This is a genomic window from Dickeya lacustris, from assembly GCF_029635795.1.
Classification (GTDB): domain Bacteria; phylum Pseudomonadota; class Gammaproteobacteria; order Enterobacterales; family Enterobacteriaceae; genus Dickeya; species Dickeya lacustris.
This window is the reverse complement of the sequence record NZ_CP114280.1, coordinates 1,704,600-1,725,063: the sequence shown is the minus strand read 5'-3', so window position 1 is coordinate 1,725,063 and position 20,464 is coordinate 1,704,600. Positions and strand designations below refer to the sequence as shown.

Genomic DNA, 20,464 nt, shown 5'->3' with positions numbered 1-20,464 from the left:
TGAGGCAAAACCCACGCCGCGAGCGATGATTGAGGTGCGTAACCTGAACCTGACGTTTGGTGAGGGAAGCGCGCAAAATCAGGTGTTGTACGATGTGAATCTCACCGTTAACGACGGGGAGATTTTTGGGCTGGTCGGCGAGTCAGGCTCTGGCAAAACCACGGTACTGAAATGTCTGGCCGGGCTGTTTAACCACTGGCAAGGCCAGCTTAAGATTGATGACCAACCGCTGGCGCACCGTATTGAGCAGGCGCGCTGTCGCCGGGTGCAAATGGTATTTCAAGACCCTTATGGTTCGCTGCACCCGCGCCATACCGTCGAGACGATTCTGGCGGAACCGCTGTTAATCCACCGTATCGCCGATCGCGATGATCGCATCGATACGTTATTAGCAAAGGTTGGGTTGGGGCCGCAGTTCCGCCGCCGTTATCCTCACCAGCTTTCCGGCGGGCAGCGTCAGCGCGTGGCGATCGCCAGAGCGTTGATTCTTGAACCTCGCGTACTGCTGCTCGACGAGCCGACCTCGGCGCTGGATGTCTCCGTGCAGGCGGAGATTCTGAATCTGCTGGCGGAGTTGCAGCAGCAGGACAAGCTGACTTACCTGATGGTAACGCATGACCTGGGAGTGATAGCGCATCTGTGCCACAACGTGGCGGTAATGCAATACGGCCGCATTCTGGAAACGCTCGCTACCCGCGACCTGGCGCGCGATACCCCCAAAAACGCCTACACCTCAATGCTGGTCGATGCCAGCCGACAATACAGCCGGGAACTGGCGGTGCGATCGGAGCAGATGTAAACCGGAAACGCTAGCGAGTGCCGAACACGGGAGGGCGATGCTCTCCCGTTTCTTTTGTGCCTGTTGAGGTTATCCCGCAACTTGAATGATGTCGCGTCAGCCGCGAGAAAAACGTGATACCGACAGCCTGATATTTTTGCTCTATAACCTAATCAGTCTCTCGTTCCTGGGCGTAAACATGCGGCTCATCATGTCGGTGTTTTATCGTGAAAACGCTAAGGAGGGTTGCTGACACCGTATTTCATGGTCAGAGTATTTGCGCCTTGGGCGGGTTTGATGCCCATATCGCTTAACGGCTTGGCTTTTCTTGCCATGGGAAGTAAGTCTCCGTGCGTTTAGGCCCAACGAAAAAATAGCGCTTTTCGCTGGGCCTAACAAAATGCCTGAAAGGTTCGGATTGAATGAGTCGAGATCGGACGTCGCGGTACAAATCGAGGGCACAAAAAAGCCCGCAAGGCTTGCGCCGTGCGGGCTTTCAGGACTTCATCGGATGACTCTGGTAATCACCGGCTGGGGGAGTCTGAATTGGTAATGTAACTTGTTGTTAAATGGATTGTAATCTTCAGTTCAATTTTCATTTTGGTCCCATTGTTGGTCCTAAAAGAAAATGTCAGTTTTTTTCGGGGGAGGTTACAGCGGGAGTCTCTTCGTCTATGAGTTTAGCATTTTGCTTTCCTTCAGTCTGCTCTGTATTTAAGCGTTTATTTCACATTAGTTTTTAGCAAGCCGGTAGAGCGCCTTGCTCGCAGAATATCCACTACGGAAATATACGGGGTTTGTTCTTGCCACGAAAATCCCTTTCGGTCGATACGGACAAGCCCGTATTTTTCGACAAGAAAGTTCACCGCATCGCTGAGCGATACTCCAGCATTAATATGTTCCTGAATAACTGTTTTATCACTAAACGGCGTGTCGTTTAGCGTCAGGCCATAGTGTTGTTCCAGCAGGCGTGTCAGTAACATTTGCCAGACAGACACGGGCGACAGACAGGGCTTCGCCGCCCGCGAAATTGTAGCAGGTAGATTTTTCATGTTTGCTCTCGTGAAATTTGTTAGCGTTGAGTGGGATAAATGGCGATGTATACGTAGCCGCAACTACCAAGGGTATCGGCTTCGCAGGTAAAACCGTTGTGGTACAGGGTGACGCAATGGGCATGGTGAGGGTTCATTTCACCAGAGGTGAGCATCGAGTCCATCTGGCTGATAAAATGCGGAAATGCCACATCCAGCTTAAGACATTCGGCATCACTAAACTTACCGGTGATACTGGCCCGGTCAGCCAGATAGTGCAGCCGGTTGCCCTCCTGCACCAGACGTGCTCCCAGGCGCGGCGTGATATCCCGCTGCAGGCCCCATGTGGTGTTGCTCATTTATAACCTCTTTATTGTCAGTTCAGGGTGATACTCATCAGACAGGCATAAGGGCCGTTGCGGTCCTGGCGGCGTTCGGCGTATACCGCCAGCACGCCGGGAATGTCAGGAACTACCTTACCGGTGTAATGACAGACACTGCCGTGCCACTGGTATCTGCCGGTGCAGTATCGAAAAATGCGGGAGGCCGGATACTGACGGTAAATCGTCATTGCCCGGCGTTTACTGATAATTTTCATGTCATACCTCAAAGCAGACCGTGTTCAGCGAACGACAATATCTGCGTGCCACCGACGATAAGGTGGTCATGCACACGGATATCAACGAGCTGAAGCGCCTGCACCAGACGCTGCGTGATGGTCTTATCTGCCTGGCTGGGCGTGGTGTCGCCGGAGGGATGGTTATGTGCCAGTATCACTGCGGCCGCATTGAAGTACAGGGCGCGTTTGACCACCTCACGGGGATGCACCTCGGTGCTGCTAATGGAACCGGCAAACAGGGTTTCGTGGGCAATCAACTGGTTCTGCTGGTTCAGATACAGCACCATAAATTCTTCACGCTCCAGCCCCGCCATTTTCAGCTTCAGCCAGTCACGGGCAGCCTGAGTGGAGGTGAATGCCACAACTGTTTCTCGCAGGTGTCGGTCAAGCAGCGTTAAAGCGCGTTTTACCGTGCGTTGTGCGGCCAATGGAAGTGCCGTAGCCTGTGGGATAAGTGACTGTTCCATCATGAATATCCTTAATCAATAATGCGCAAAATGGCGTGGGATTCAGGGTGCTGCAGGGCGTAATCCCGCAGTCGGTAATAGTGCTCCGTCATGGCATCGCATTCGGTACGACAGGCGTGATGGCTGTATTCAATCAGGCAGATAGCAATACCTGCGGCTTCTGCGCTCATTTGCGAACTATTACCGTTCATGCTGTTGAAAAGATGCCATTTATCGTCACTGTCAGCATCAGGAGCCATAAACGCGCCGCCATTGCTGAGCGTGTAAAAGGACCAGATACCACCGCTGTACTCATCACAGAAGCGGTCCATCCAGGCGAAAATACGGGGTTCCAGCGTTATCCACTGCGTGATAGCACCAAAGTGCAGCGGCCAGAAATCGAGACGCTGCTCGTCAGGTACTGGTGATGCAGTAAGGTCAAATTGAGGTTCATTAGCGGACATCAATTCGCATTGCGTTTGTGTCGTCATGGATATTCTCCGTCAATAAAAACGCCAGCGACGATGGCTGGCGTATAGGAAATAAAGGACATGCAGGGATGATGAATGGGTGTAGTCAGGGGGAGGATGCTTTGAGTATGCCTGACTTGCGGATATAACGATTAAGTCCTTCACCGGCATCAGGTTCAAAGCACCACGTCCGCCAGACCATCCGGCCTTCAGAGTCACGAACCACCAGGCGGAAGTGACTGTGCCGGGCATCTTCAATGGCGATGTTTTGATACCGGCAGGTAATAGCGTCGGCCTGCTGTCGGGTGAAAGGTCCCGGTGGCAGCATGTGAGATTCAGACATTCAGTGTACCTTAAAAGCAAAAGCCCCTGATGCATCTGCGTCAGGGGCTGTGGGAGTTTGCATGTGTGGGGGGATTGTCAGTAACCGGTTTGCACCTTATACAGCCGCAGGGTTTTGCTGCCCCGTACAATTTTCACATACAGGGCATTATCTTTCGGGCCACGCACAAAACCGGCCTGCACATCGCCCTTACAGTCACCACCATCGTAAGGAATGTTGACACCGGTCTGGCGCACGAGGTCGATAACCCCGAAGCTTAAGTCTTCACAGGCCGGGCCCGGCAGGTCGTGAATCAGGGCAAATTTATGGTCGTCGCTGACACCTGTCAGTGAGCACATGGAGGTGTTGATATCGTTTCCCTGGCACCAGTATTCCTGGCCGGGATTGTCTTTATCCATAAGGCTTGCCGGAAGTTGAGCGGCACCGGCACTGAAGGCGGCAAGTGACAGAATGAGGGCGGGTACAGCAGAGGTCATTATTTTCAGCATGGTCTTCTTCCTGAATTAATCCAGCCCGCTGTCGGGCAAAATGAGAGAGGTTGATATCGGGTGTTATCAGAAGCGCCGGTAGCGAAACAGCTCTTTGCCCTGGTAAAGTGCCACTAGGTCGTCATATTCCGGCTTCTTCTGGTTGGGCTTAAAGGTCACTACCGTGCCCGGACGGCACAGATCTTTTACGGTGAGACCGAATTTCTTATCCGGAGTAATGGTGAATCCCTTCGACACATCATTGTGCATGATAGTTATCCAGCCCCACAGGCCGCCTTCGCAGTCTTTAAAGGGGGCTGAACGCACCGTGACCATCCCGCCCAGACGGTCAACAGACATGGCTTCGCATTTGCCGGTAACCTGACGATGAGCATCACACCAGAAAATATTCCCGTTGTTGTCATTAACTACCGCAGGTAGCGTCCGGTTATAAGGCTGAGCCTGAGTTCCTGCACAGAGCAGAAGGCTGCCGGTAATGCCCAGTATTTTAATCAGCGTTTTCATTACGTTGGTCCTTAACAGAGAAAGTATCAGGTAGCGACGATTCAGGCCAAGACAGTCAGGCCCAGCATCACCAGCCATACCCAGAAGTAAGCCGGTTTCTGAGCGAGGGTTTTCGCCCGCCGCCACAAATAGAACGGCACCAGCCAGGCCAGTTTGCCGAACATGGTGGTATCCACTCCGGCCTTACGCAGGCCTCGTTCATCGAGATACCCCAGAGCGATATTGAGCAGCAGTGTGATAAACCAGTACCGTCCGCCCGAGACTGCCTCATATGCCTCGTCAAATGACATCCCGTTCAGCCCTGCAGTCCACAGCTCGAGCGCATAACCAATGAAGGGAGCAAATGCCAGTGTCCATACGACTCCGCCCGGAATACGGTTCCCCGGCAGCGCTGGTGGTGTGGTGCTCCGGAGCAGCGCCGAAGCCAACGGGGTAGCGGAGACCGGTTGCCACTCCGTCATTCCCTGTCGCCATACCAGAGTGGATGCAGTCAGTTCACCGCGCATAATCAGGCCAGTGATGTCGTCTTCGGTCACATCGTCGTGACGTATTCCATTTTTCTCGTAATGCCAGGTCATTGTTTTTCCTTATTTACAGAGGTAATTAAATCAGTGTGTTGCCCGGCTCCTCCTCAGAGGGCCCAGAAGACAGGACTTCGCGGATACAGCTGAAGTGCGGAAGGGCCCGGATAAAGCCCGCCTGTGTGGTTAACTGGCTGAGACGTTTTAGCGGGGTGAACGTAGTGTTGAGGACTGTCACCGCATGGATGGTCGCCAGAGGATGCACGGTGATATACCCGTTAAGTTCACCAGTGAGATACCAGCAGCCGTCGAGTGATATCAGGCGGTACGGAGCCAGCCCGTCGCAGCGCTCTCCCTCGGCCAGCAGCAGTACCCGCTGGCAGGCGGTAATAGCACTGACGAGACGGTAGAACACCAGTGAGATGACCGGGGACACAGACTGTGGCGGCTGCCATACCAGACACGGCATCTCTCCCGCAGTGAGCAGCATGCCCGCCAGACGCCGGTCCAGCCCCGGAAAAATATCGGCCAGTCCGGCTCGGTGCGCGAAGGTCAGCGCATCAAGCTCGCCCTGTACGCCCCCACCGGTGCTGCGCAGGCGGCATTGCCCCCGTCGATACTCAAGGTCGAGGTACATCAGCCGTTCGCGAAAATCCCGTCGCAGGGTACGGACTGACACACCAAACTCTGCAGCCAGCCGCGCCATGTTCAGCGTTTCACCTGCAACCAGGCGGCTGATTATCAGTGACAGCCTGACAGCCAGCCGGTCGTGACGGCGCTCTGCCTGTGTCATCTTAAATCTCCGTAATAGTTAACTGACTGAATATGAAATGATTCTAAAGAGGGGGGCGGACAGGGTATGGACATGGAATGAACTATTTTTTATTTTCCACTGGAGGCAGGCCCGACGCGGCGCTCCGTGAAATGCGGTGAAAAAACACTCAACCCAATGGAGGTAAAACGGACAGGGAGTGTCCTTTCCTAACATGCTGATAACAAGCTCAGGACTGAAACCCACTCAGCATCGCTTCCGCCATCACCCAGAGAGCCCGGTTGAGCTTCACATCGCCATCGATACCACGCACGGCACGGGTATGCGTTCGCCCGCCTTTTGCACTCTTTGCACTCCGACCACTGAGCCCGCCCTTAATTAGGTTCTCCTGAATACGCTGGTATGTGGTCCACAGATCATTGCTCTCATCCTGCCAGCGGCGTGGGGAGAGTATCTGAGGTGCTGTCACCGGCTGGTGGTCCTCACCAAAACGGTACGTCAGTGCAGCCTGTGCCAGAGCCCGTTGTGCCGGTGGCGGCAACATCAGCGACTGCATGGCATCTCGTTTCTCTTCCACACGGTCAAAAATCCCCAGTACTTCATACGCCCCCTCAATCACCTGAGTCACAACATCCCCTTTATGCGGCACCCGCACCTCGCCAAACGACTCACCGCAGACGAGCCCGTTCTGGCATACCGCACGGAATAGTCCCGGTAACATCTGATACGAACTGGAGCCATCGTGAGAGTTGAGCAGAATAATTTCCGGCACCTGCTTACCGGTAATCTGCCCCTCCCGACGCAGGCGCAGCATATGCTTCGTATGTTCACGACGACCCGGATCACGCACACGGGTCTGGCAGGCAAAGAACGGCTGGAAGCCTTCACGTTGCAAATTATCCAGAAGGGTAATCGTCGGAATGTAAGTGTATCGGTCGCTGCGGGACTCATGCTTTTCTTCACTGAACACGCTGGGTACGGTGCGAAACAGCTCTTCGCGGGTTAACGGGCGGTCGCGGCGGATAAGGTTTGCTGCGCCAAAGCGCGAGGCCAGACGGGTCATAACGGAACTCCTTAAGATGGCTGAAAATAAAAAGCCCGGACGCACAGGCGACCGGGCTCGGAAAACGGATGGGTAATGCAGAATTAACGGCTCAGAAGAACACCGCCCACAAAGTGCGGGCCACGGACACCACGGTATCGCGCAGCGTCTGGATAAGCGTGCGCACCGTGGCCGGTATCAGCGGCAGACGGCTGACGGTATCGAGCGTGCTGCCCACCGTATCGGCAAAATCATCACGGGCTTTTTGAGTCACGCGTTCGCTACGAAGGGGCGGCTGTAGCTGTGTGACCAGCGGGCTGCTGGCTTCGCGCGGCAGGCTTGCCACCATCAGCGCCGCCATGTGCGACAGCCCCCAGCGCAGCCGCACCGAAACTGCACAGACCGGATGCACCGGCAAAAACAGGGTGTGCAGCAGGGTGATTTTGCGCGCAAGGCTCTGCCGCTGTGTGGCAGACAACGCCTTCACGCCGCCCTCAGTGGGTTCAATCTTGTCCGCCTGACTGACCACAAACAGCACCTTGTGCCGCCAGGCTTCGCCAATCACCTGATGGTAAAAGTGCTCGTCCACCGCCAGCGCCCGGTCATCGGCCTTAACCAGCCACAGCACCAGATCGAGATGCGGAAGTTGCTGGCGATACATCGCGGCATACTCCGCATCACGCCGTTCACTTTCACCGACACCGGGCAGGTCTACCAGCGTCATGCAACGCTCACCCACGTTCAGGCGCAAGCGCAACGGCCCACGGGTACAGGCCGACACATTACTGACCGGCGACACCTCACCGGCGAACAACGCATTACACAGTGAGGATTTTCCTGCCCCGGTTTTGCCCATAATGCCGATCACCGGCTCGTAGTTGGTTAACTGGTTTACCTGGTGCAGAATGCTTTCAGATACCCATTGCGGCAAGCTGGAAAGTGAGTTCTGCAGCGACTGCAGACCTTCAGAATTGCTCATCATTACTCCTCTGAAAAGTAAAACAAAAACGGCAGAACTGTGAGGTTCTGCCGTTAATGGGAGATGTTCAGAAGAATGATATATATTTGAAGATTTTTACAATGCTATCCTCTGGACCGAACGGTGTTATAGGGCAGGATCGTCTAACGGTGTGGTATTAGCCCAAGTTGTGAGAACAGTCCATATGTGATTAAGGGCCATAGATTAGAAGTCATTGTATAATCTAGTGAATATCGGTGGGATTAACTAATTTGAATGAAGTGCTATTTTGCTTGTTAGGGGATTGATGCTTTTATGGATTTTTTGTGTATCTAAAATGAAAAATGTTGGGGGTAAGAATGCCAGCAGTATTTGTTCATGTATCAGATATCCATTTTGGTCAAGAAAAAGGTGACGACCGTGTCCACATACATGATGATGTGAAACAGCAACTAATTTCTGATGCACGACACGTAGTTTCAAATTTAGCCAATGGGGTAGCACATGGGATCTTGGTTACAGGTGACATTGCTCATTCGGGAACCAAGGCGGAATACGACTCTGCAGGGGAATGGCTAGACCAACTTGCTTCCAGCATAGGGGCAGAAATCCATTGTGTTCAAATGGTTCCGGGTAACCATGATCTTGATCGTTCAAAGTTGTCGTTATCGGGACAAGCTATTCTTGACCACATCCGTACTGGTGGCCCCAAAGAATACGAACAAGTTATGAATAATCCAGTGGATCGTGCCGCTCTTTTTGCTCGATTCGAAGACTACGGAAACTTCAGTTTCGGCTACGATTGCCCACTAAACGATGAAGGAACATTTGCTTCCGAGCTGGAAGTAAACTTAGCTCCAGGCCGCTCTATTCGTTTTATAAGGCTCAATTCATCTTTGCTTTGCCATGGAAAAGAACGCGATGAAGATCCAGAATTAATGATCGGAGCGCGACAATTCGTCATTCCCCGTAATGATGGGATTGAAAATGTAATTCTCGTTCACCATCCTCTTAGTTGGTACAAAGATCAAGAGCAAGTCCGTCAATATGTACGTAGCCGTGCTCGTGTATTTATTTCTGGTCATGAGCATGATCCTAAGGTATCCGTGGATAGCGTTGATCAAGGTTGTGATGTTTTAATGCTCGCAGCTGGTGCAACAGTTCCTTATCATTCCGATGACGTCTACACCTTTACTTATAACATCATTGAGTTTGATTGGGATGAAGAAATCGATGGGCTATCGGTAACAATACATCCAAGAGCCTGGAACCCGCAGCGTACTTGTTTTGAAAATGACGATAAGCGCTTAGGTGGAAAGGATCCCAATTATCGCCTTAACTCACCAAATTTTCGCGTTGCTCCACGCCCTGAAGTAACTCCTTCCTCTTCCCCCATAGAACCAATACTGGCTGTAGATGTAGTGGCACACTAAATTTGGCCACCTGAATAGAGGTGATATCATCGCCTCATAGTCAAAAACAGGTGACATTATGACCGGACGTAACAGACGCAATTTTAGCCCTGAGTTTCGCCTTGAAGCTGCCCAGCTTGTACTCGATCAGCATTACACTGTTGCCGCCGCTGCCACGGCAATGAATGTCGGCAAATCCACGATGGATAAGTGGGTCCGCCAGTTGAAAGAAGAACGAGCGGGAAAATCACCCATAGCTTCACCCATGACACCTGAGCAGATTGAAATACGCGAGCTGAAGAAAAGACTTCAACGTGTTGAAATGGAAAGGGATATATTAAAAAAGGCTACCGCGCTCTTGATGTCAGACTCCCTGAACAATTCTCATTAGTTGAGAAACTCAGGGCGCGGTTTCCCGTTGCCGTTATGTGCAATGTGTTTGGGGTTCATCGCAGCAGCTATAAATACTGGCGGCAACCAAAGAAGCCTGATGCCACACACGTGGTATTACTCAGTCTTGTTCGTGAAAGCTATCGCGAAAGTAATGGTTCTGCAGGTGCACGTAATATTGCCGCGATGGTCACAACCAAAGGCGTAAAACTGAGTCGCTGGCGGGCAACAAAGCTGATGAAAGAACTTAATCTCATCAGTTGTCAGCAGCCCGGCCATCGATATAAGAAGGCGTCTAAGGAGCACGTAGAGATCCCCAACTATCTTGAGCGCCAGTTTGCAGTAACAGAACCTAATCAGGTCTGGTGTGGTGATGTGACGTATATCTGGACAGGTAAACGTTGGGCTTATTTAGCCGTTGTGCTTGATCTGTTTTCTCGTAAACCAGTTGGCTGGGCGATGTCATTTTTCCCGGACTCTGCATTGACAACGAAAGCGCTGTCCATGGCCTGGGAAGCGCGAGGAAAACCCTCTAATTTGCTGTATCACTCGGATCAAGGTAGCCACTATACCAGCAGAAATTTCAGACAATTACTGTGGAGATATCAGATAAAGCAAAGCCTGAGTCGCCGGGGGAATTGCTGGGATAACAGCCCGATGGAACGTTTTTTTAGAAGCCTGAAAACAGAGTGGGTGCCGAATAATGGATACGCCAACTTTAGTGAAGCCAGCGCAGCGATAACGAACTACATCACGGAATATTACAGCCAGCTCAGACCCCATCAATATAATGGTGGTTTGACGCCGAATGAATCAGAACGATTGTTCTGGAAAAACTCTAACGCTGTGGCCAGTTTTTGTTGACCACTACAAAAGAGCTGAAATCATGTACATATCTCACGAAGCCAATTTCCAGTAAACACTTATGTAGAGGGATATAGCGTAAGGCGTTGGGCGTTTTTAACCTTTGTTCATCAAAACGCTTATCAATGCGGATACACCACACCTTTCCCACCAGCTCGATGTCATCGACATACAGTAAGCAAGCCTCGTTCGGGCGAATGCCTGTAAAGAGGCAGAGTAAAGGAAGCCAGAAGTGATGTGGATGTTGAATTTTGTTGGTCACAAGGCCTCGATGCTCAGTAAAGATGTGATGGTTAAACACTTTTACTGCATCTTCGTCAGAAATCGCATGTCTCGCTGCCTTATTGCTCTGCTTTGGCTCGGGTAATGGTTCTTTAGGTATGGGATTGTCATCAGACAGATACCCTGTATCTAGCATCCATTGAAAGAAGCGGCGTACCTTTTCAAGGTGATCGTTAGCCGTAGCCGTTGCGATAGTTTTGGAAGCCTTTTTCTTAGAAATAAGCTCAAGTAGTGGAGTTTCGAGCATTTCTTTGGCTTTGAGTTTCTCAGGTAATGAGGCAAGTAACTCACGAAACTCTCTACCGCTGGATAATGAGATCTCCGAAATGGGCACATTGCCGAAGAAACTGAAGGTCAGTGCGAGCGAATGAGCATATTTGTCCTGACTTTTCTGCGAGTGCTCTTTGCTTGCGTTCTCGGCTTGGTACTTGCTGATCATATCTGAAAGAAAATGAACATCTGAGCGGGACGTCTCTTGTGAGGGAACTGGGCTAGTTGTAAGCCAGTCAGCATCACCTCCAAGAATGATTGCTCGGGTATCCTGCAATGATTTGACCTTAGCTTGTGCCACCATACGAGCAATAACTTGATAATCGTATTCGCTGAGAGTTGCTTTGAGGTGTGGCAGTTCGTCCAGAACTGTATTTGCTTCGGCCCGGTGCAGTGATGGCTTATCATCGTAAGCAATGCGTTCCTTTAAATCAGAGACAACCATATCTAACGTCTCTAGATAATCGTTCAGGTCGCCTTCGTTACGTTCAGAACCGCAGAACCAATGTTCTGTCTCTTCGGCGGTCCATTCGGCAATTTTTGCTCGAAGTTTTGCTTTGATTTGCTCTTGTGCTGATTTTCCCATCACGCCATTCTTCTGTTTCTTGGGGGCCCCCAAAGAAGCAACCATCTGTTGGCAAAGTGTCTGTAAACGCAGGGCGAGAAGCCGGGCACGCTGAAAGCTTGCTGTTTGCAGGCTCAGCCTGTACTCGATTGCATTGCCCTGAGATACAAAGCGCTTTCTAAACCACCATGTGTGGTTACGCTTATAGAGGTAATGGGGGATGCTGTTGGACGACATATGGTACACTCCTGAGTCACAGTTGTGCCACATGCTCAAAGAAAAACGGCCTGAATCTCTAAGAGAATCAAGCCGTTAGGTTTGGTGGAGCTGGGGGGAGTTGAACCCCCGTCCGAAATTCCTACACCGTCGGTACTACATGCTTAGTCTGGTCTTTACATTCGCTTGCCAGCTGCGGACAGACACGCCACTAACAAACTAGCCTGATTGGATTTAACGCTTCAACCCCAGGCAGGGCATCCACGCGATCTCTTTTAGGTTTGACCTCTCTTGATCCCCGTCCTAAGAGCGGAGGCTAGGGAGAGAGGGCTGTAAGCAGGTTATTAAGCTGCTACGGCGTAAGTTTCGTCGTTTGCGACTATTTTTTTGCGGCTTTTTACGAGGCCAACCGCCCCTCGGCATGCACCTTGGGTTTCGCGAATCCCGTCGAATCCAGAATCAGCCCCAAGATATTTTTCCATTATAACAGAAAGATGGCTCGCTGCGCTAGCGACTGTTAACGAGCCGCGTTTTTCATGATGCGCGCTTTATCCAGCTTCCATTCACGCTCTTTGATATCGTCACGCTTGTCGTGTTCTTTCTTACCTTTGGCTACGCCAATCTTGACTTTGCACCAGGCATTTTTCCAGTACAGAGACAATGCGACAACGGTGTAGCCTTCTCGGTTGACTCGACCATATAGCGAATCCAGTTCGCGTTGATTCAACAGCAGTTTTCGGGTGCGTGTCGGGTCACAAACCACATGGCTGGATGCGCCATGTAGCGGAGTAAAAGTGGCACCGAACAGGTAAGCTTCACCATCACGCATCAGGACATAACAGTCACTGATGTTGGCTTTGCCTGCACGCAGCGATTTGACTTCCCAGCCCTGAAGGGCCAGCCCCGCTTCAATTTCTTCTTCTATGAAGTATTCATGGCGGGCGCGCTTGTTGAGCGCAATGGTGGCGGAACCGGGTTTATGTGCTTTTTTCTTTGTCATAGTGCCATCATTATACTGGTTGTCGTTGTGAATGAAATCCCTCATCGGGATTCCCGTCGCGCTTTGTGAGCGGGTGCGATGCCCTTCGCAGAATTTTTGCCTGACTGAGTATCAGTGGTATTATTTTGCGCGTTTTATGAATCACGGAAAAGAGTATGCCTAAAATCAGTCGTTCAGCATTGGTGCCGTTCAGTGCTGAACAGATGTATAAATTAGTGAATGACGTGTCATCTTACCCGGCTTTTTTACCCGGTTGCACCGGTAGCCGCGTGTTGTCGGCCAGTGAGAATGAAATGACGGCGGCCGTCGATGTGTCGAAAGCGGGGATCAGTAAGACGTTCACCACCCGTAATACCTTGACCAGCAATCAGTGCATTGCAATGCAACTAGTGGATGGGCCGTTTCGTCAACTCAATGGTGACTGGCGGTTTACGTCGTTGAGTGAAGCGGCATGCAAAGTTGAGCTAAATTTAAACTTTGAGTTTAAAAATGCCTTGATAGAAATGGCGTTTGGCAAAATATTCAAAGAATTGGCTAATAATATGGTGCAAGCTTTCACTCAGCGAGCCAAAGAGGTTTACAGTGCCTGAAATCCGTGTGGAAGTCGTTTATGCTTTGCCGGAGCGCCAGTTTTTGCAATCGGTGACGGTGGAAGAGGGCTGTAGCGTTGAGCTGGCTATTCAGATGTCTGGCCTACTCGCATTACGCCCGGATATCGACTTGAATGTAAATAAAGTGGGCGTTTTTAGTCGTCCGGTGAAATTAAGCGATGTGCTGCGTGATGGCGATCGCATTGAGATTTATCGCCCGCTGTTAGCAGACCCGAAAGAACTGCGTCGTCAGCGGTCGGAACGTTCTAAAAACAAGGCGCGTTAAACGCGCCCTGCATGCTTCAGTAATAGAAAATCACAGTAATATAGACACTTACCATGATGTAAACGACGTATGCCGCTTCTGACTTTGGTTACTGAGTCTGTAGTGCGGGTTTATTGTCAATATGGGTAAGAAGGCCCTGTGAGTTGAATGTCAGGGTCAGCGTCTGCTGTTTAGCGACTTCGTGCCCAGGTTGCTGGCGGAAAACGTAATACCAGGTGTCAGAGCCGAATGGGTCTTGCATCATTGGTGTGCCCAGCGTGTATATGACCTGCTGTTTGGTCATTCCACTGTGAATTTTGGCAACATCAGCGGATGCTAGATAGTTCCCCTGATTGATGTCTGGCCGATAGACAACCCGTTCAAGGGTGGAGCAACCGGCAGTCAACATGACAACAACCACCGTGGCGACGACAGTCAGCGTTTTACAGCGCATAGTGATTAGATTCCTTAAGGGCATAGGTTGCAGATGATAATAGACCTTGCCTGACTTGAAAACCTGCAAGATGCCTGTAAGACAATGCGAATTCGAAAAAGTTGACCTTCACTATGCCGCTAATAGCTCTCTGGCATTAGCCAGCGTATTTTTTGTTACGGCAGACCCACCAAGTAATCGTGCGAGTTCTTGTAGCCGTTCACGTTTTCCAAGTAACTGCATGAGGGTTTCAGTGACTTCGCCATCGGTGTGCTTACTGACGAAATAATGGTGATGGCCGCATCCAGCCACTTGCGGCAAATGTGTGACGCACATGACCTGAGTGGAGAGGCCGAGCTGACGCAGCATTTTGCCCACGATGGCAGCAGTTGGCCCACTGATGCCCACATCGACTTCATCAAAAATCAGCGCGGGTGTTTCCATTTTTCTTGCTGCGATAACCTGAATAATGAGCGCGATTCGAGATAACTCACCACCCGAGGCTACCCTGGCCAAGGGTTGATGGGGTTGGCCTGGATTCGTGGTGACTCGGAATTCGATGTGGTCGGCTCCATGAGCGGCCAGCGTGTTCGGGTTTAACGTGACATCAATTGTAAAATGGCCATGTGGCATTGCCAGATCGTGCATATGCGTTGTAATTAAGTGGGCCAATTCTTCTGCATGTTGACAGCGGCGTTGGTGTAACTGCGCGGCGATATGGCATGCCTGTTTGTAATGCTCTTCGACGGCGAGATTGAGAGCGTCATGGTCGCTGTCTTGTTGTTCCAACTGGCGCTGCTCATCAAGCAATTGCTGATGGAATGCAGGGAGTTCTTGTGCGCTAACATGGTGTTTACGTGACAACATCAGTTGGCGTGACAGACGCTGCTCTAACTCATACAGGCGAATAGGATCAAGCTCCATCCTGTCACAATAATGGCGTAGCTCATCACTGGCTTCACTAATCTGGATACTGGCCTCTTCAAGCATAGTGAGTACCCCTGAGAGTTTCTCATCCAGGGTTATGAGTTCGGTGAGCTGGTGTTTTGCGCTGTGCAGCATACTGAGCAAGTTATGGTCTTCGCTTTCGCTAAGAAGCTGTAACGCATGTTGGCTGAGAGACAAGCGCTGGCCGCTATTTGCAAGCCGTTTATATTCGGCATCAATTTGTTCGTATTCTCCGGCTTGCGGGGCGAATTCATTCAACTCTTTGAGTTGATATTGCAGCAATTCTCTGCGCGCTTCTCGCTCGATGCTGGCTTGCTGGTGCTGTGTCAGCGCCTGGCAACTACGGTGCCATTGCAGCCAGGCTTGACGCATGCTGGCCAGCAATTGCGGCTCATCGGCATAAGCATCAAGCAGGTGACGCTGATAATCTGATTTTAATAGCAATTGGTGTGCGTGTTGCCCATGCACCTGAATAAGGTGCTGACCTAACTCACGTAGCTGTGATAACGGAACCGCCGTGCCATTGATAAACGCACGTGAGCGGCCATCGGCGCTGATCACACGCCGCAGCAGGCACTCATTGCTGTCATCAAGCTGGTTGTGCTCCAGCCAACGTAACGCTGCTGGTGTATCAGACACCGAAAAGCGAGCGCAAAGATCGGCCCTGGACGCGCCAGGACGCACCATGTTGGCATCGGAGCGGTTGCCAAGGCAAAGCCCCAGGGCATCAATCGCAATGGATTTACCCGCTCCGGTTTCCCCGGTAATGACGCTCATCCCTGCCTGAAAATCAATTTCCAGTTCGCGTACAATGGCGAAGTTACTGATTGTGAGTTGCGCCAGCATGATCGTTTCCTGTAGGTAACAACAACTGTGATTACGTACAGTATAAACTGGTTTTTTATACAGTAAATAGCGGATGGCGACTTTCAGAATAATTTTTTAGACCAACCTAGCTTGCTACTTAGCGTATTGAAATAGCTGTAATTTTCTGGGTGAATTAAATTAAGGTGGTACTGGCTACGTTGAATTAACACTTCAGCGCCTTCCTGAACCGGCAGTGAGATTTGGCTATCGCAGCTAATTTCCAAATCTTGTGTGATGTGCGAGAACTTCAGGCGGATAGTGCTGCTGCTATTGATGACCAATGGGCGAGCCGAAAGGGTGTGCGGGAACATCGGCACCAAAGCGATAGCATCCAGAGAGGGCGTAAGGATAGGGCCGCCACCGGAAAGCGAGTAGGCCGTTGAGCCTGTCGGCGTGGAGATAATCAAACCGTCAGAGCGCTGGGAAAAGGCGAAACGGTCGTCAATATAGACCTCAAACTCAATCATGTGCGCCACTTTTCCCGGATGCAGCACGACTTCATTGATTGCGGTGCTGCTACTGCCGGGATGGTTAGCGCGACATATCTGTGCTTCCAGCATAAAGCGCTGTTCGCGCAGATAACGACCGGCCAGCACTTCGCTGAGTTGTTGCTGAGTGTGGTCAGGGTCGAGATCGGTCAGAAAACCGAGGTTGCCACGATTAACGCCGATAACGTCAATATCGTAGCGTGACAGTACCCGCGCGGCCCCCAGCATGTTGCCATCGCCTCCGACAACGACAGCCAGGTCAGCGTGCTGGCCGATGTCGGATAAGCTGCCGGTGTCGGCATCATTGAGATGCAACTCGCGGGCGATCTGTTGCTCTATCATGACGTGATACCCCAGCTCACGCAGCCAGTGATACAGCATCTCATGGGTACTTAGTGCGTTAGGGTGGCGTGGGTGGCCGACGATACCGATGCAATTAAACGATCTGTTCATGCTGTTCATGTGGGTGCGTTGTCCTCAATAAGAGCACCGGAGACTCACATTTTTAGGCCGCAGAGTTGGCTAACAATATGTGAGTGGTTCCCTTGAAACCCCGGTTTTGATCCCCATAATAAGCGAACTAGCGAGATGAATGCGAAAAACGCGGAGAATTTCATGAGTAGTAAAGAACAGAAGTCGCCTGACGAGCAAGTCTTCGATCAAAAGGACGCAGTGGAAGGTCAATCAGCGGATGCGCAACCAGAGACGACGGACATGGCCGATCCGCGAAATGAACGCATTGCTGAACTGGAAGCGCAATTGGGCGAGGCGCAACAGCGTGAACGTGAAAGTGTGTTGCGTGTCCGTGCCGAGATGGAAAACGTGCGTCGCCGCGCCGAGCTGGATGTGGAAAAAGCACATAAGTTCGCACTGGAGAAGTTTGCCGGTGAAATGTTGCCGGTTATCGACAATCTTGAACGTGCGCTGGATATGGCTGATAAGTCCAATGATGCCCTTTCCTCGATGATCGAAGGGGTTGAGTTGACGTTAAAAGCAATGCTGTCTGCCGTGCAGAAATTTGGTATTGAGGTGGTCGCTGAGGTTAATGTGCCCTTTAACCCTGAGATTCATCAGGCAATGACCATGTTGCCATCTGCCGAGCATGAACCGAATCACGTCATGATGGTGATGCAAAAAGGCTATACCTTAAATGGCCGACTGTTGCGTCCGGCGATGGTCGCCGTTTCTAAAGCGGCGGAATAAGCGACTCCGCACTGCTGCCAGGGGTGCCGCCTGCGTGCCCCTGTGTTTTCCTCTTCGTTCTACCCCGTTTCATTTTCAACCCATCGTGGTCTTACTGCGCGTCGCGGTTATTTGGCGTTTGCACTTGCCCGGTTTTTCTTTTTGTTTATAGCCCTTAAAGGAATGGCACATCAGTGCTTTTTTGTTTATATTTTGTTAATATTTACGTATTAAAACGAGTATCGTTCATTACACAGATGCTTCATTATCATTACCTATCAGAGCAATCATCACTTCCGTTCTAAATGCACTTGATAATCATTATCAACTTTGCGAGAGTAGTAAAACAACAATAGCATTAGAAGGGTTACTCATATGCCGGGGAGTCGTGTAGTGGAATCAGTCAGCCGTACGTCAAGAAAGCTCAAGCTTTCCCTGATGGGGCCGGCATTTATCGCGGCGATCGGGTATATCGATCCGGGTAACTTTGCCACCAATATTCAGTCCGGCGCGGCGTATGGCTACCAACTGCTTTGGGTGGTTGTGTGGGCGAACCTGATGGCGATGCTAATCCAATTGTTGTCGGCTAAATTGGGTATCGCCACCGGTAAGAATCTGGCCGAGCATATTCGCGATCGCTTTCCTAAACCGGCGGTTTTCGCCTATTGGGTTCAGGCCGAAATCATTGCAATGGCAACTGATCTGGCCGAGTTTGTCGGCGCGGCAATGGGCTTTAAGCTATTGTTAGGCGTTTCGTTACTTGAAGGCGCGATTCTGACGGGTATTGCCACGTTTTTGATCCTGATGTTGCAGCAACGTGGTCAGAAACCACTGGAAATGGTGATTGGTGGTTTACTGCTGTTTGTTGCTGCGGCTTATATTGTTGAGCTGATTTTTTCTCGCCCAGAATTGGCAGCCCTGACAACCGGCATGATGGTGCCGAGCCTGCCGAATTCGGATGCGGTGCTTCTGGCTGCTGGCGTGCTGGGCGCCACTATCATGCCGCATGTGATTTACCTGCACTCTTCGCTCACCCAACAGCAAAGTCATGTCACTCGCGCTGAACGCTATAGCGCAACCAAGGTCGATGTTGCCGTGGCGATGACGATTGCCGGTTTTGTGAATCTGGCCATGATGGCGACGGCGGCGGCCGCGTTTCACTTTAGCGGCAATACTTCTGTTGCTGAACTCGATCAAGCCTATTTGACGTTGAAACCGTTATTGGGACAAGCGGCCGCCACGATTTTTGGTTTAAGCCTGGTTGTCGCGGGGCTGTCTTCTACCGTCGTCGGTACTTTGGCAGGCCAGGTGGTGATGCAGGGATTTGTACGCTTTCATATTCCTCTGTGGCTGCGTCGGGTTGTCACAATGCTACCGTCTTTCATTGTGATTCTCTCTGGTATGGACCCAACCAGGGTATTGGTGTTAAGCCAGGTCCTGCTGAGTTTCGGTATTGCGTTGGCGCTCATCCCGCTGTTGGCATTTACCGGCAACCGTGAACTGATGGGAAACCTTGTGAATACCCGTTTGGTACAAAACAGTGGCAAGCTGATTGTTTGCCTGGTTGTGACGCTGAACTTGTATTTGATCGTAGATACCTTATTGGGTAAGTAAGTTTACCTAAGCGGATGGGTGAATGACGCCTTCACAACTGATGTGAAGGCGTTTGTTTTTATAGTGAGTTGAGCGTTGTGCCTCGCGCTTTTATTTTTCATTGGATGAAAAGTGCATTCCCGCTGGGGCAGGGCTATTATCTGATGTTGAATTTTGTTACCGGGATACCCCTATGTCTGCACCTATTACTGTGCTTGAAAAGAAGCTGTTATCCGATCACTGGTTTGTTCTTCATAAATATGTATTTGATTTAAAGAGAAAAAATGGCGATACGGTACGACAGGTACGTGAAGTGTATGATCGTGGCAACGGGGCGACCATTCTGCTGTATAACCGCGCCAAGGCGACGGTGGTGCTGACACGTCAATTCCGCATGCCCACTTATCTTAACGGCAACGACAGTGGAATGTTGCTGGAGGCATGCGCCGGTCTGTTGGATGATTTATCGCCAGAGCAGTGCATTCGCAATGAGGCAATAGAAGAAACCGGTTACGAAATAGGTGAGGTTGAGAAGTTGTTTGAAGCCTATATGTCGCCTGGTGGCGTGACGGAGCTGGTACATTTCTTTGCGGCGGAATATGACGATGCGCAAAAACGTTTCCACGGTGGCGGGGTGGAGGATGAAGACATTGAAGTGCTGGAATTACCGTTTACTGAAGCGATGGCAATGATCAAAGACGGTCGTATTCGCGATGGTAAAACCATCATGTTATTGCAGCATGCCTTTATCAGCGGTTGGTTCAATTCAACGCGTTAATGCATATTTAACCCTGCCAGCGCTGTGTCTGGCCTGTTTCCTGACGTGGCATGCCCGCTAAAGTCGCCACTGCGCGTATCGCGCGCGATGGTGGCGCTTTTTTACTGAGAACCGATTCTCTCCACCTGCTTTTATCACGCGGTCAGGCGAATTTACGCCTGATGACGCTCGTGATGCTTCTGTTCTGATTCTCCAGGCTAGTTGATTGATATATCAGCACTCTTTCGCCTTACTCCTGCAATAGAGTGGCTGATTTTCAGCCTCGTTAATTAATTATATTAAGCAGTATTCCGGCGCGTATTTTGTAATGCTTCATAGTTTGGCAAAACGCAGACACGCTAAACTGGGT

25 protein-coding genes and 1 other RNA gene are annotated in these 20,464 nt (G+C 51.0%); 8 read left to right on the top strand and 18 right to left on the bottom strand.

What is annotated here, in order from left to right; genetic code table 11:
• The first annotated feature begins 25 nt into the window (after positions 1 to 25).
• A complete protein-coding gene (locus tag O1Q98_RS07785; RefSeq protein WP_125258394.1) occupies positions 26 to 799 on the top strand; it encodes an ABC transporter ATP-binding protein in 774 nt (257 codons plus the stop codon).
• Positions 800 to 1,500: 701 nt separating this feature from the next.
• Here O1Q98_RS07785 and O1Q98_RS07780 read toward each other — a convergent pair.
• The 12 genes from O1Q98_RS07780 to O1Q98_RS07725 form a co-directional block, all read right to left on the bottom strand.
• On the bottom strand, positions 1,501 to 1,830 hold the full coding sequence (locus tag O1Q98_RS07780; protein ID WP_125258372.1) for a TA system toxin CbtA family protein: 330 nt from the start codon (positions 1,828 to 1,830) through the stop codon (positions 1,501 to 1,503).
• Positions 1,831 to 1,850: 20 nt separating this feature from the next.
• Positions 1,851 to 2,168, bottom strand: coding sequence for a type IV toxin-antitoxin system YeeU family antitoxin (locus tag O1Q98_RS07775; protein WP_125258373.1), 318 nt, complete (start codon positions 2,166 to 2,168; stop codon positions 1,851 to 1,853).
• A 17-nt stretch (positions 2,169 to 2,185) separates the two neighbouring features.
• Entirely contained in the window at positions 2,186 to 2,407 is a 222-nt protein-coding gene (locus tag O1Q98_RS07770) for a DUF987 domain-containing protein (RefSeq protein ID WP_125258374.1), read from the bottom strand.
• Between the two features lie 8 nt (positions 2,408 to 2,415).
• Positions 2,416 to 2,898 (bottom strand): JAB domain-containing protein, encoded by a 483-nt coding sequence (locus tag O1Q98_RS07765; protein WP_125258375.1) that lies wholly within the window; start codon positions 2,896 to 2,898, stop codon positions 2,416 to 2,418.
• An 8-nt stretch (positions 2,899 to 2,906) separates the two neighbouring features.
• Complete coding sequence (locus O1Q98_RS07760; protein WP_125258376.1) at positions 2,907 to 3,365, bottom strand: antirestriction protein; 459 nt, start codon at positions 3,363 to 3,365, stop codon at positions 2,907 to 2,909.
• 85 nt (positions 3,366 to 3,450) lie between these two features.
• Positions 3,451 to 3,687 carry a DUF905 domain-containing protein gene (locus O1Q98_RS07755; RefSeq protein WP_125258377.1) on the bottom strand — a complete coding sequence of 79 codons (237 nt, stop codon included), beginning with the start codon at positions 3,685 to 3,687 and terminating at the stop codon, positions 3,451 to 3,453.
• A gap of 77 nt (positions 3,688 to 3,764) precedes the next feature.
• Entirely contained in the window at positions 3,765 to 4,175 is a 411-nt protein-coding gene (locus O1Q98_RS07750; protein WP_125258378.1) for a hypothetical protein, read from the bottom strand.
• Positions 4,176 to 4,241: 66 nt separating this feature from the next.
• Positions 4,242 to 4,679 (bottom strand): hypothetical protein, encoded by a 438-nt coding sequence (locus tag O1Q98_RS07745; RefSeq protein WP_125258379.1) that lies wholly within the window; start codon positions 4,677 to 4,679, stop codon positions 4,242 to 4,244.
• A gap of 41 nt (positions 4,680 to 4,720) precedes the next feature.
• The gene (locus O1Q98_RS07740; protein ID WP_125258380.1) at positions 4,721 to 5,257 is read right to left on the bottom strand and encodes a DUF4339 domain-containing protein; all 537 of its coding nucleotides are present in this window, start codon (positions 5,255 to 5,257) and stop codon (positions 4,721 to 4,723) included.
• Positions 5,258 to 5,282: 25 nt separating this feature from the next.
• Positions 5,283 to 5,993 (bottom strand): DeoR family transcriptional regulator, encoded by a 711-nt coding sequence (locus tag O1Q98_RS07735; RefSeq protein WP_125258381.1) that lies wholly within the window; start codon positions 5,991 to 5,993, stop codon positions 5,283 to 5,285.
• Between the two features lie 208 nt (positions 5,994 to 6,201).
• Positions 6,202 to 7,035, bottom strand: a complete 834-nt coding sequence (locus O1Q98_RS07730; RefSeq protein ID WP_125258382.1) for a DUF932 domain-containing protein — start codon at positions 7,033 to 7,035, stop codon at positions 6,202 to 6,204.
• A 91-nt stretch (positions 7,036 to 7,126) separates the two neighbouring features.
• Entirely contained in the window at positions 7,127 to 7,993 is an 867-nt protein-coding gene (locus tag O1Q98_RS07725; protein ID WP_125258383.1) for a GTPase family protein, read from the bottom strand.
• A gap of 338 nt (positions 7,994 to 8,331) precedes the next feature.
• Between O1Q98_RS07725 and O1Q98_RS07720 the strand changes: the two genes are divergently transcribed.
• Together O1Q98_RS07720 and O1Q98_RS07715 are read left to right on the top strand one after the other, a co-directional pair.
• On the top strand, positions 8,332 to 9,405 hold the full coding sequence (locus tag O1Q98_RS07720) for a metallophosphoesterase family protein (RefSeq protein WP_125258384.1): 1,074 nt from the start codon (positions 8,332 to 8,334) through the stop codon (positions 9,403 to 9,405).
• Between the two features lie 58 nt (positions 9,406 to 9,463).
• Positions 9,464 to 10,638, top strand: a protein-coding gene (locus O1Q98_RS07715; RefSeq protein ID WP_423201726.1) for an IS3 family transposase whose coding sequence is annotated in 2 segments (ribosomal slippage) — positions 9,464 to 9,722 and positions 9,722 to 10,638 — 1,176 coding nt in all. Because the reading frame shifts where the segments join, the coding sequence is not laid out codon by codon here.
• Here O1Q98_RS07715 and O1Q98_RS07710 read toward each other — a convergent pair.
• From O1Q98_RS07710 to smpB, 3 genes are all read right to left on the bottom strand, one after another.
• Complete coding sequence (locus O1Q98_RS07710; RefSeq protein WP_125258395.1) at positions 10,613 to 11,992, bottom strand: site-specific integrase; 1,380 nt, start codon at positions 11,990 to 11,992, stop codon at positions 10,613 to 10,615. The genes O1Q98_RS07715 and O1Q98_RS07710 overlap by 26 nt on opposite strands.
• An 82-nt stretch (positions 11,993 to 12,074) precedes the next feature.
• Positions 12,075 to 12,438: a transfer-messenger RNA gene (ssrA, locus tag O1Q98_RS07705) on the bottom strand.
• A 50-nt stretch (positions 12,439 to 12,488) separates the two neighbouring features.
• Positions 12,489 to 12,971, bottom strand: coding sequence for an SsrA-binding protein SmpB (smpB, locus tag O1Q98_RS07700; protein ID WP_125258396.1), 483 nt, complete (start codon positions 12,969 to 12,971; stop codon positions 12,489 to 12,491).
• A 155-nt stretch (positions 12,972 to 13,126) separates the two neighbouring features.
• Here smpB and O1Q98_RS07695 point away from each other — a divergent pair, with 155 nt between their 5' ends.
• Both O1Q98_RS07695 and O1Q98_RS07690 read left to right on the top strand, forming a co-directional pair.
• Positions 13,127 to 13,561 (top strand): type II toxin-antitoxin system RatA family toxin, encoded by a 435-nt coding sequence (locus O1Q98_RS07695; RefSeq protein ID WP_125258397.1) that lies wholly within the window; start codon positions 13,127 to 13,129, stop codon positions 13,559 to 13,561.
• Positions 13,554 to 13,847 (top strand): RnfH family protein, encoded by a 294-nt coding sequence (locus tag O1Q98_RS07690; protein WP_125258398.1) that lies wholly within the window; start codon positions 13,554 to 13,556, stop codon positions 13,845 to 13,847. Before O1Q98_RS07695 ends, O1Q98_RS07690 begins: the two co-directional genes overlap by 8 nt.
• An 88-nt stretch (positions 13,848 to 13,935) precedes the next feature.
• Here O1Q98_RS07690 and bamE read toward each other — a convergent pair whose 3' ends face one another.
• From bamE to nadK, 3 genes are all read right to left on the bottom strand, one after another.
• The gene (gene bamE / locus O1Q98_RS07685; protein ID WP_125258399.1) at positions 13,936 to 14,280 is read right to left on the bottom strand and encodes an outer membrane protein assembly factor BamE; all 345 of its coding nucleotides are present in this window, start codon (positions 14,278 to 14,280) and stop codon (positions 13,936 to 13,938) included.
• Between the two features lie 111 nt (positions 14,281 to 14,391).
• A complete protein-coding gene (gene recN / locus O1Q98_RS07680; protein ID WP_125258400.1) occupies positions 14,392 to 16,053 on the bottom strand; it encodes a DNA repair protein RecN in 1,662 nt (553 codons plus the stop codon).
• A gap of 83 nt (positions 16,054 to 16,136) precedes the next feature.
• Positions 16,137 to 17,015: an NAD(+) kinase gene (nadK, locus tag O1Q98_RS07675; protein WP_164512955.1), complete on the bottom strand. Its 879-nt coding sequence runs from the start codon at positions 17,013 to 17,015 to the stop codon at positions 16,137 to 16,139.
• Between the two features lie 162 nt (positions 17,016 to 17,177).
• Here nadK and grpE point away from each other — a divergent pair, with 162 nt between their 5' ends.
• The 3 genes from grpE to nudK all read left to right on the top strand — a co-directional run bounded on the left by grpE (position 17,178) and on the right by nudK (position 20,115).
• Positions 17,178 to 17,765 carry a nucleotide exchange factor GrpE gene (grpE, locus tag O1Q98_RS07670; RefSeq protein ID WP_125258402.1) on the top strand — a complete coding sequence of 196 codons (588 nt, stop codon included), beginning with the start codon at positions 17,178 to 17,180 and terminating at the stop codon, positions 17,763 to 17,765.
• Positions 17,766 to 18,119: 354 nt separating this feature from the next.
• Positions 18,120 to 19,358, top strand: a complete 1,239-nt coding sequence (locus tag O1Q98_RS07665) for an Nramp family divalent metal transporter (RefSeq protein ID WP_125258403.1) — start codon at positions 18,120 to 18,122, stop codon at positions 19,356 to 19,358.
• 172 nt (positions 19,359 to 19,530) lie between these two features.
• Positions 19,531 to 20,115, top strand: coding sequence for a GDP-mannose pyrophosphatase NudK (nudK, locus tag O1Q98_RS07660; protein ID WP_125258404.1), 585 nt, complete (start codon positions 19,531 to 19,533; stop codon positions 20,113 to 20,115).
• Positions 20,116 to 20,464: the final 349 nt, after the last annotated feature.

What these genes read in the sequence shown, in the direction of transcription:
- O1Q98_RS07785 (WP_125258394.1), top strand. Translation starts at nt 26, where the DNA reads ATGATTGAGGTGCGTAACCTGAACCTGACGTTTGGTGAGGGAAGCGCG.
- O1Q98_RS07780 (WP_125258372.1), bottom strand. Translation starts at nt 1,830, where the DNA reads ATGAAAAATCTACCTGCTACAATTTCGCGGGCGGCGAAGCCCTGTCTG.
- O1Q98_RS07775 (WP_125258373.1), bottom strand. Translation starts at nt 2,168, where the DNA reads ATGAGCAACACCACATGGGGCCTGCAGCGGGATATCACGCCGCGCCTG.
- O1Q98_RS07770 (WP_125258374.1), bottom strand. Translation starts at nt 2,407, where the DNA reads ATGAAAATTATCAGTAAACGCCGGGCAATGACGATTTACCGTCAGTAT.
- O1Q98_RS07765 (WP_125258375.1), bottom strand. Translation starts at nt 2,898, where the DNA reads ATGATGGAACAGTCACTTATCCCACAGGCTACGGCACTTCCATTGGCC.
- O1Q98_RS07760 (WP_125258376.1), bottom strand. Translation starts at nt 3,365, where the DNA reads ATGACGACACAAACGCAATGCGAATTGATGTCCGCTAATGAACCTCAA.
- O1Q98_RS07755 (WP_125258377.1), bottom strand. Translation starts at nt 3,687, where the DNA reads ATGTCTGAATCTCACATGCTGCCACCGGGACCTTTCACCCGACAGCAG.
- O1Q98_RS07750 (WP_125258378.1), bottom strand. Translation starts at nt 4,175, where the DNA reads ATGCTGAAAATAATGACCTCTGCTGTACCCGCCCTCATTCTGTCACTT.
- O1Q98_RS07745 (WP_125258379.1), bottom strand. Translation starts at nt 4,679, where the DNA reads ATGAAAACGCTGATTAAAATACTGGGCATTACCGGCAGCCTTCTGCTC.
- O1Q98_RS07740 (WP_125258380.1), bottom strand. Translation starts at nt 5,257, where the DNA reads ATGACCTGGCATTACGAGAAAAATGGAATACGTCACGACGATGTGACC.
- O1Q98_RS07735 (WP_125258381.1), bottom strand. Translation starts at nt 5,993, where the DNA reads ATGACACAGGCAGAGCGCCGTCACGACCGGCTGGCTGTCAGGCTGTCA.
- O1Q98_RS07730 (WP_125258382.1), bottom strand. Translation starts at nt 7,035, where the DNA reads ATGACCCGTCTGGCCTCGCGCTTTGGCGCAGCAAACCTTATCCGCCGC.
- O1Q98_RS07725 (WP_125258383.1), bottom strand. Translation starts at nt 7,993, where the DNA reads ATGAGCAATTCTGAAGGTCTGCAGTCGCTGCAGAACTCACTTTCCAGC.
- O1Q98_RS07720 (WP_125258384.1), top strand. Translation starts at nt 8,332, where the DNA reads ATGCCAGCAGTATTTGTTCATGTATCAGATATCCATTTTGGTCAAGAA.
- O1Q98_RS07710 (WP_125258395.1), bottom strand. Translation starts at nt 11,992, where the DNA reads ATGTCGTCCAACAGCATCCCCCATTACCTCTATAAGCGTAACCACACA.
- smpB (WP_125258396.1), bottom strand. Translation starts at nt 12,971, where the DNA reads ATGACAAAGAAAAAAGCACATAAACCCGGTTCCGCCACCATTGCGCTC.
- O1Q98_RS07695 (WP_125258397.1), top strand. Translation starts at nt 13,127, where the DNA reads ATGCCTAAAATCAGTCGTTCAGCATTGGTGCCGTTCAGTGCTGAACAG.
- bamE (WP_125258399.1), bottom strand. Translation starts at nt 14,280, where the DNA reads ATGCGCTGTAAAACGCTGACTGTCGTCGCCACGGTGGTTGTTGTCATG.
- recN (WP_125258400.1), bottom strand. Translation starts at nt 16,053, where the DNA reads ATGCTGGCGCAACTCACAATCAGTAACTTCGCCATTGTACGCGAACTG.
- nadK (WP_164512955.1), bottom strand. Translation starts at nt 17,015, where the DNA reads ATGAACAGATCGTTTAATTGCATCGGTATCGTCGGCCACCCACGCCAC.
- grpE (WP_125258402.1), top strand. Translation starts at nt 17,178, where the DNA reads ATGAGTAGTAAAGAACAGAAGTCGCCTGACGAGCAAGTCTTCGATCAA.
- O1Q98_RS07665 (WP_125258403.1), top strand. Translation starts at nt 18,120, where the DNA reads ATGCCGGGGAGTCGTGTAGTGGAATCAGTCAGCCGTACGTCAAGAAAG.
- nudK (WP_125258404.1), top strand. Translation starts at nt 19,531, where the DNA reads ATGTCTGCACCTATTACTGTGCTTGAAAAGAAGCTGTTATCCGATCAC.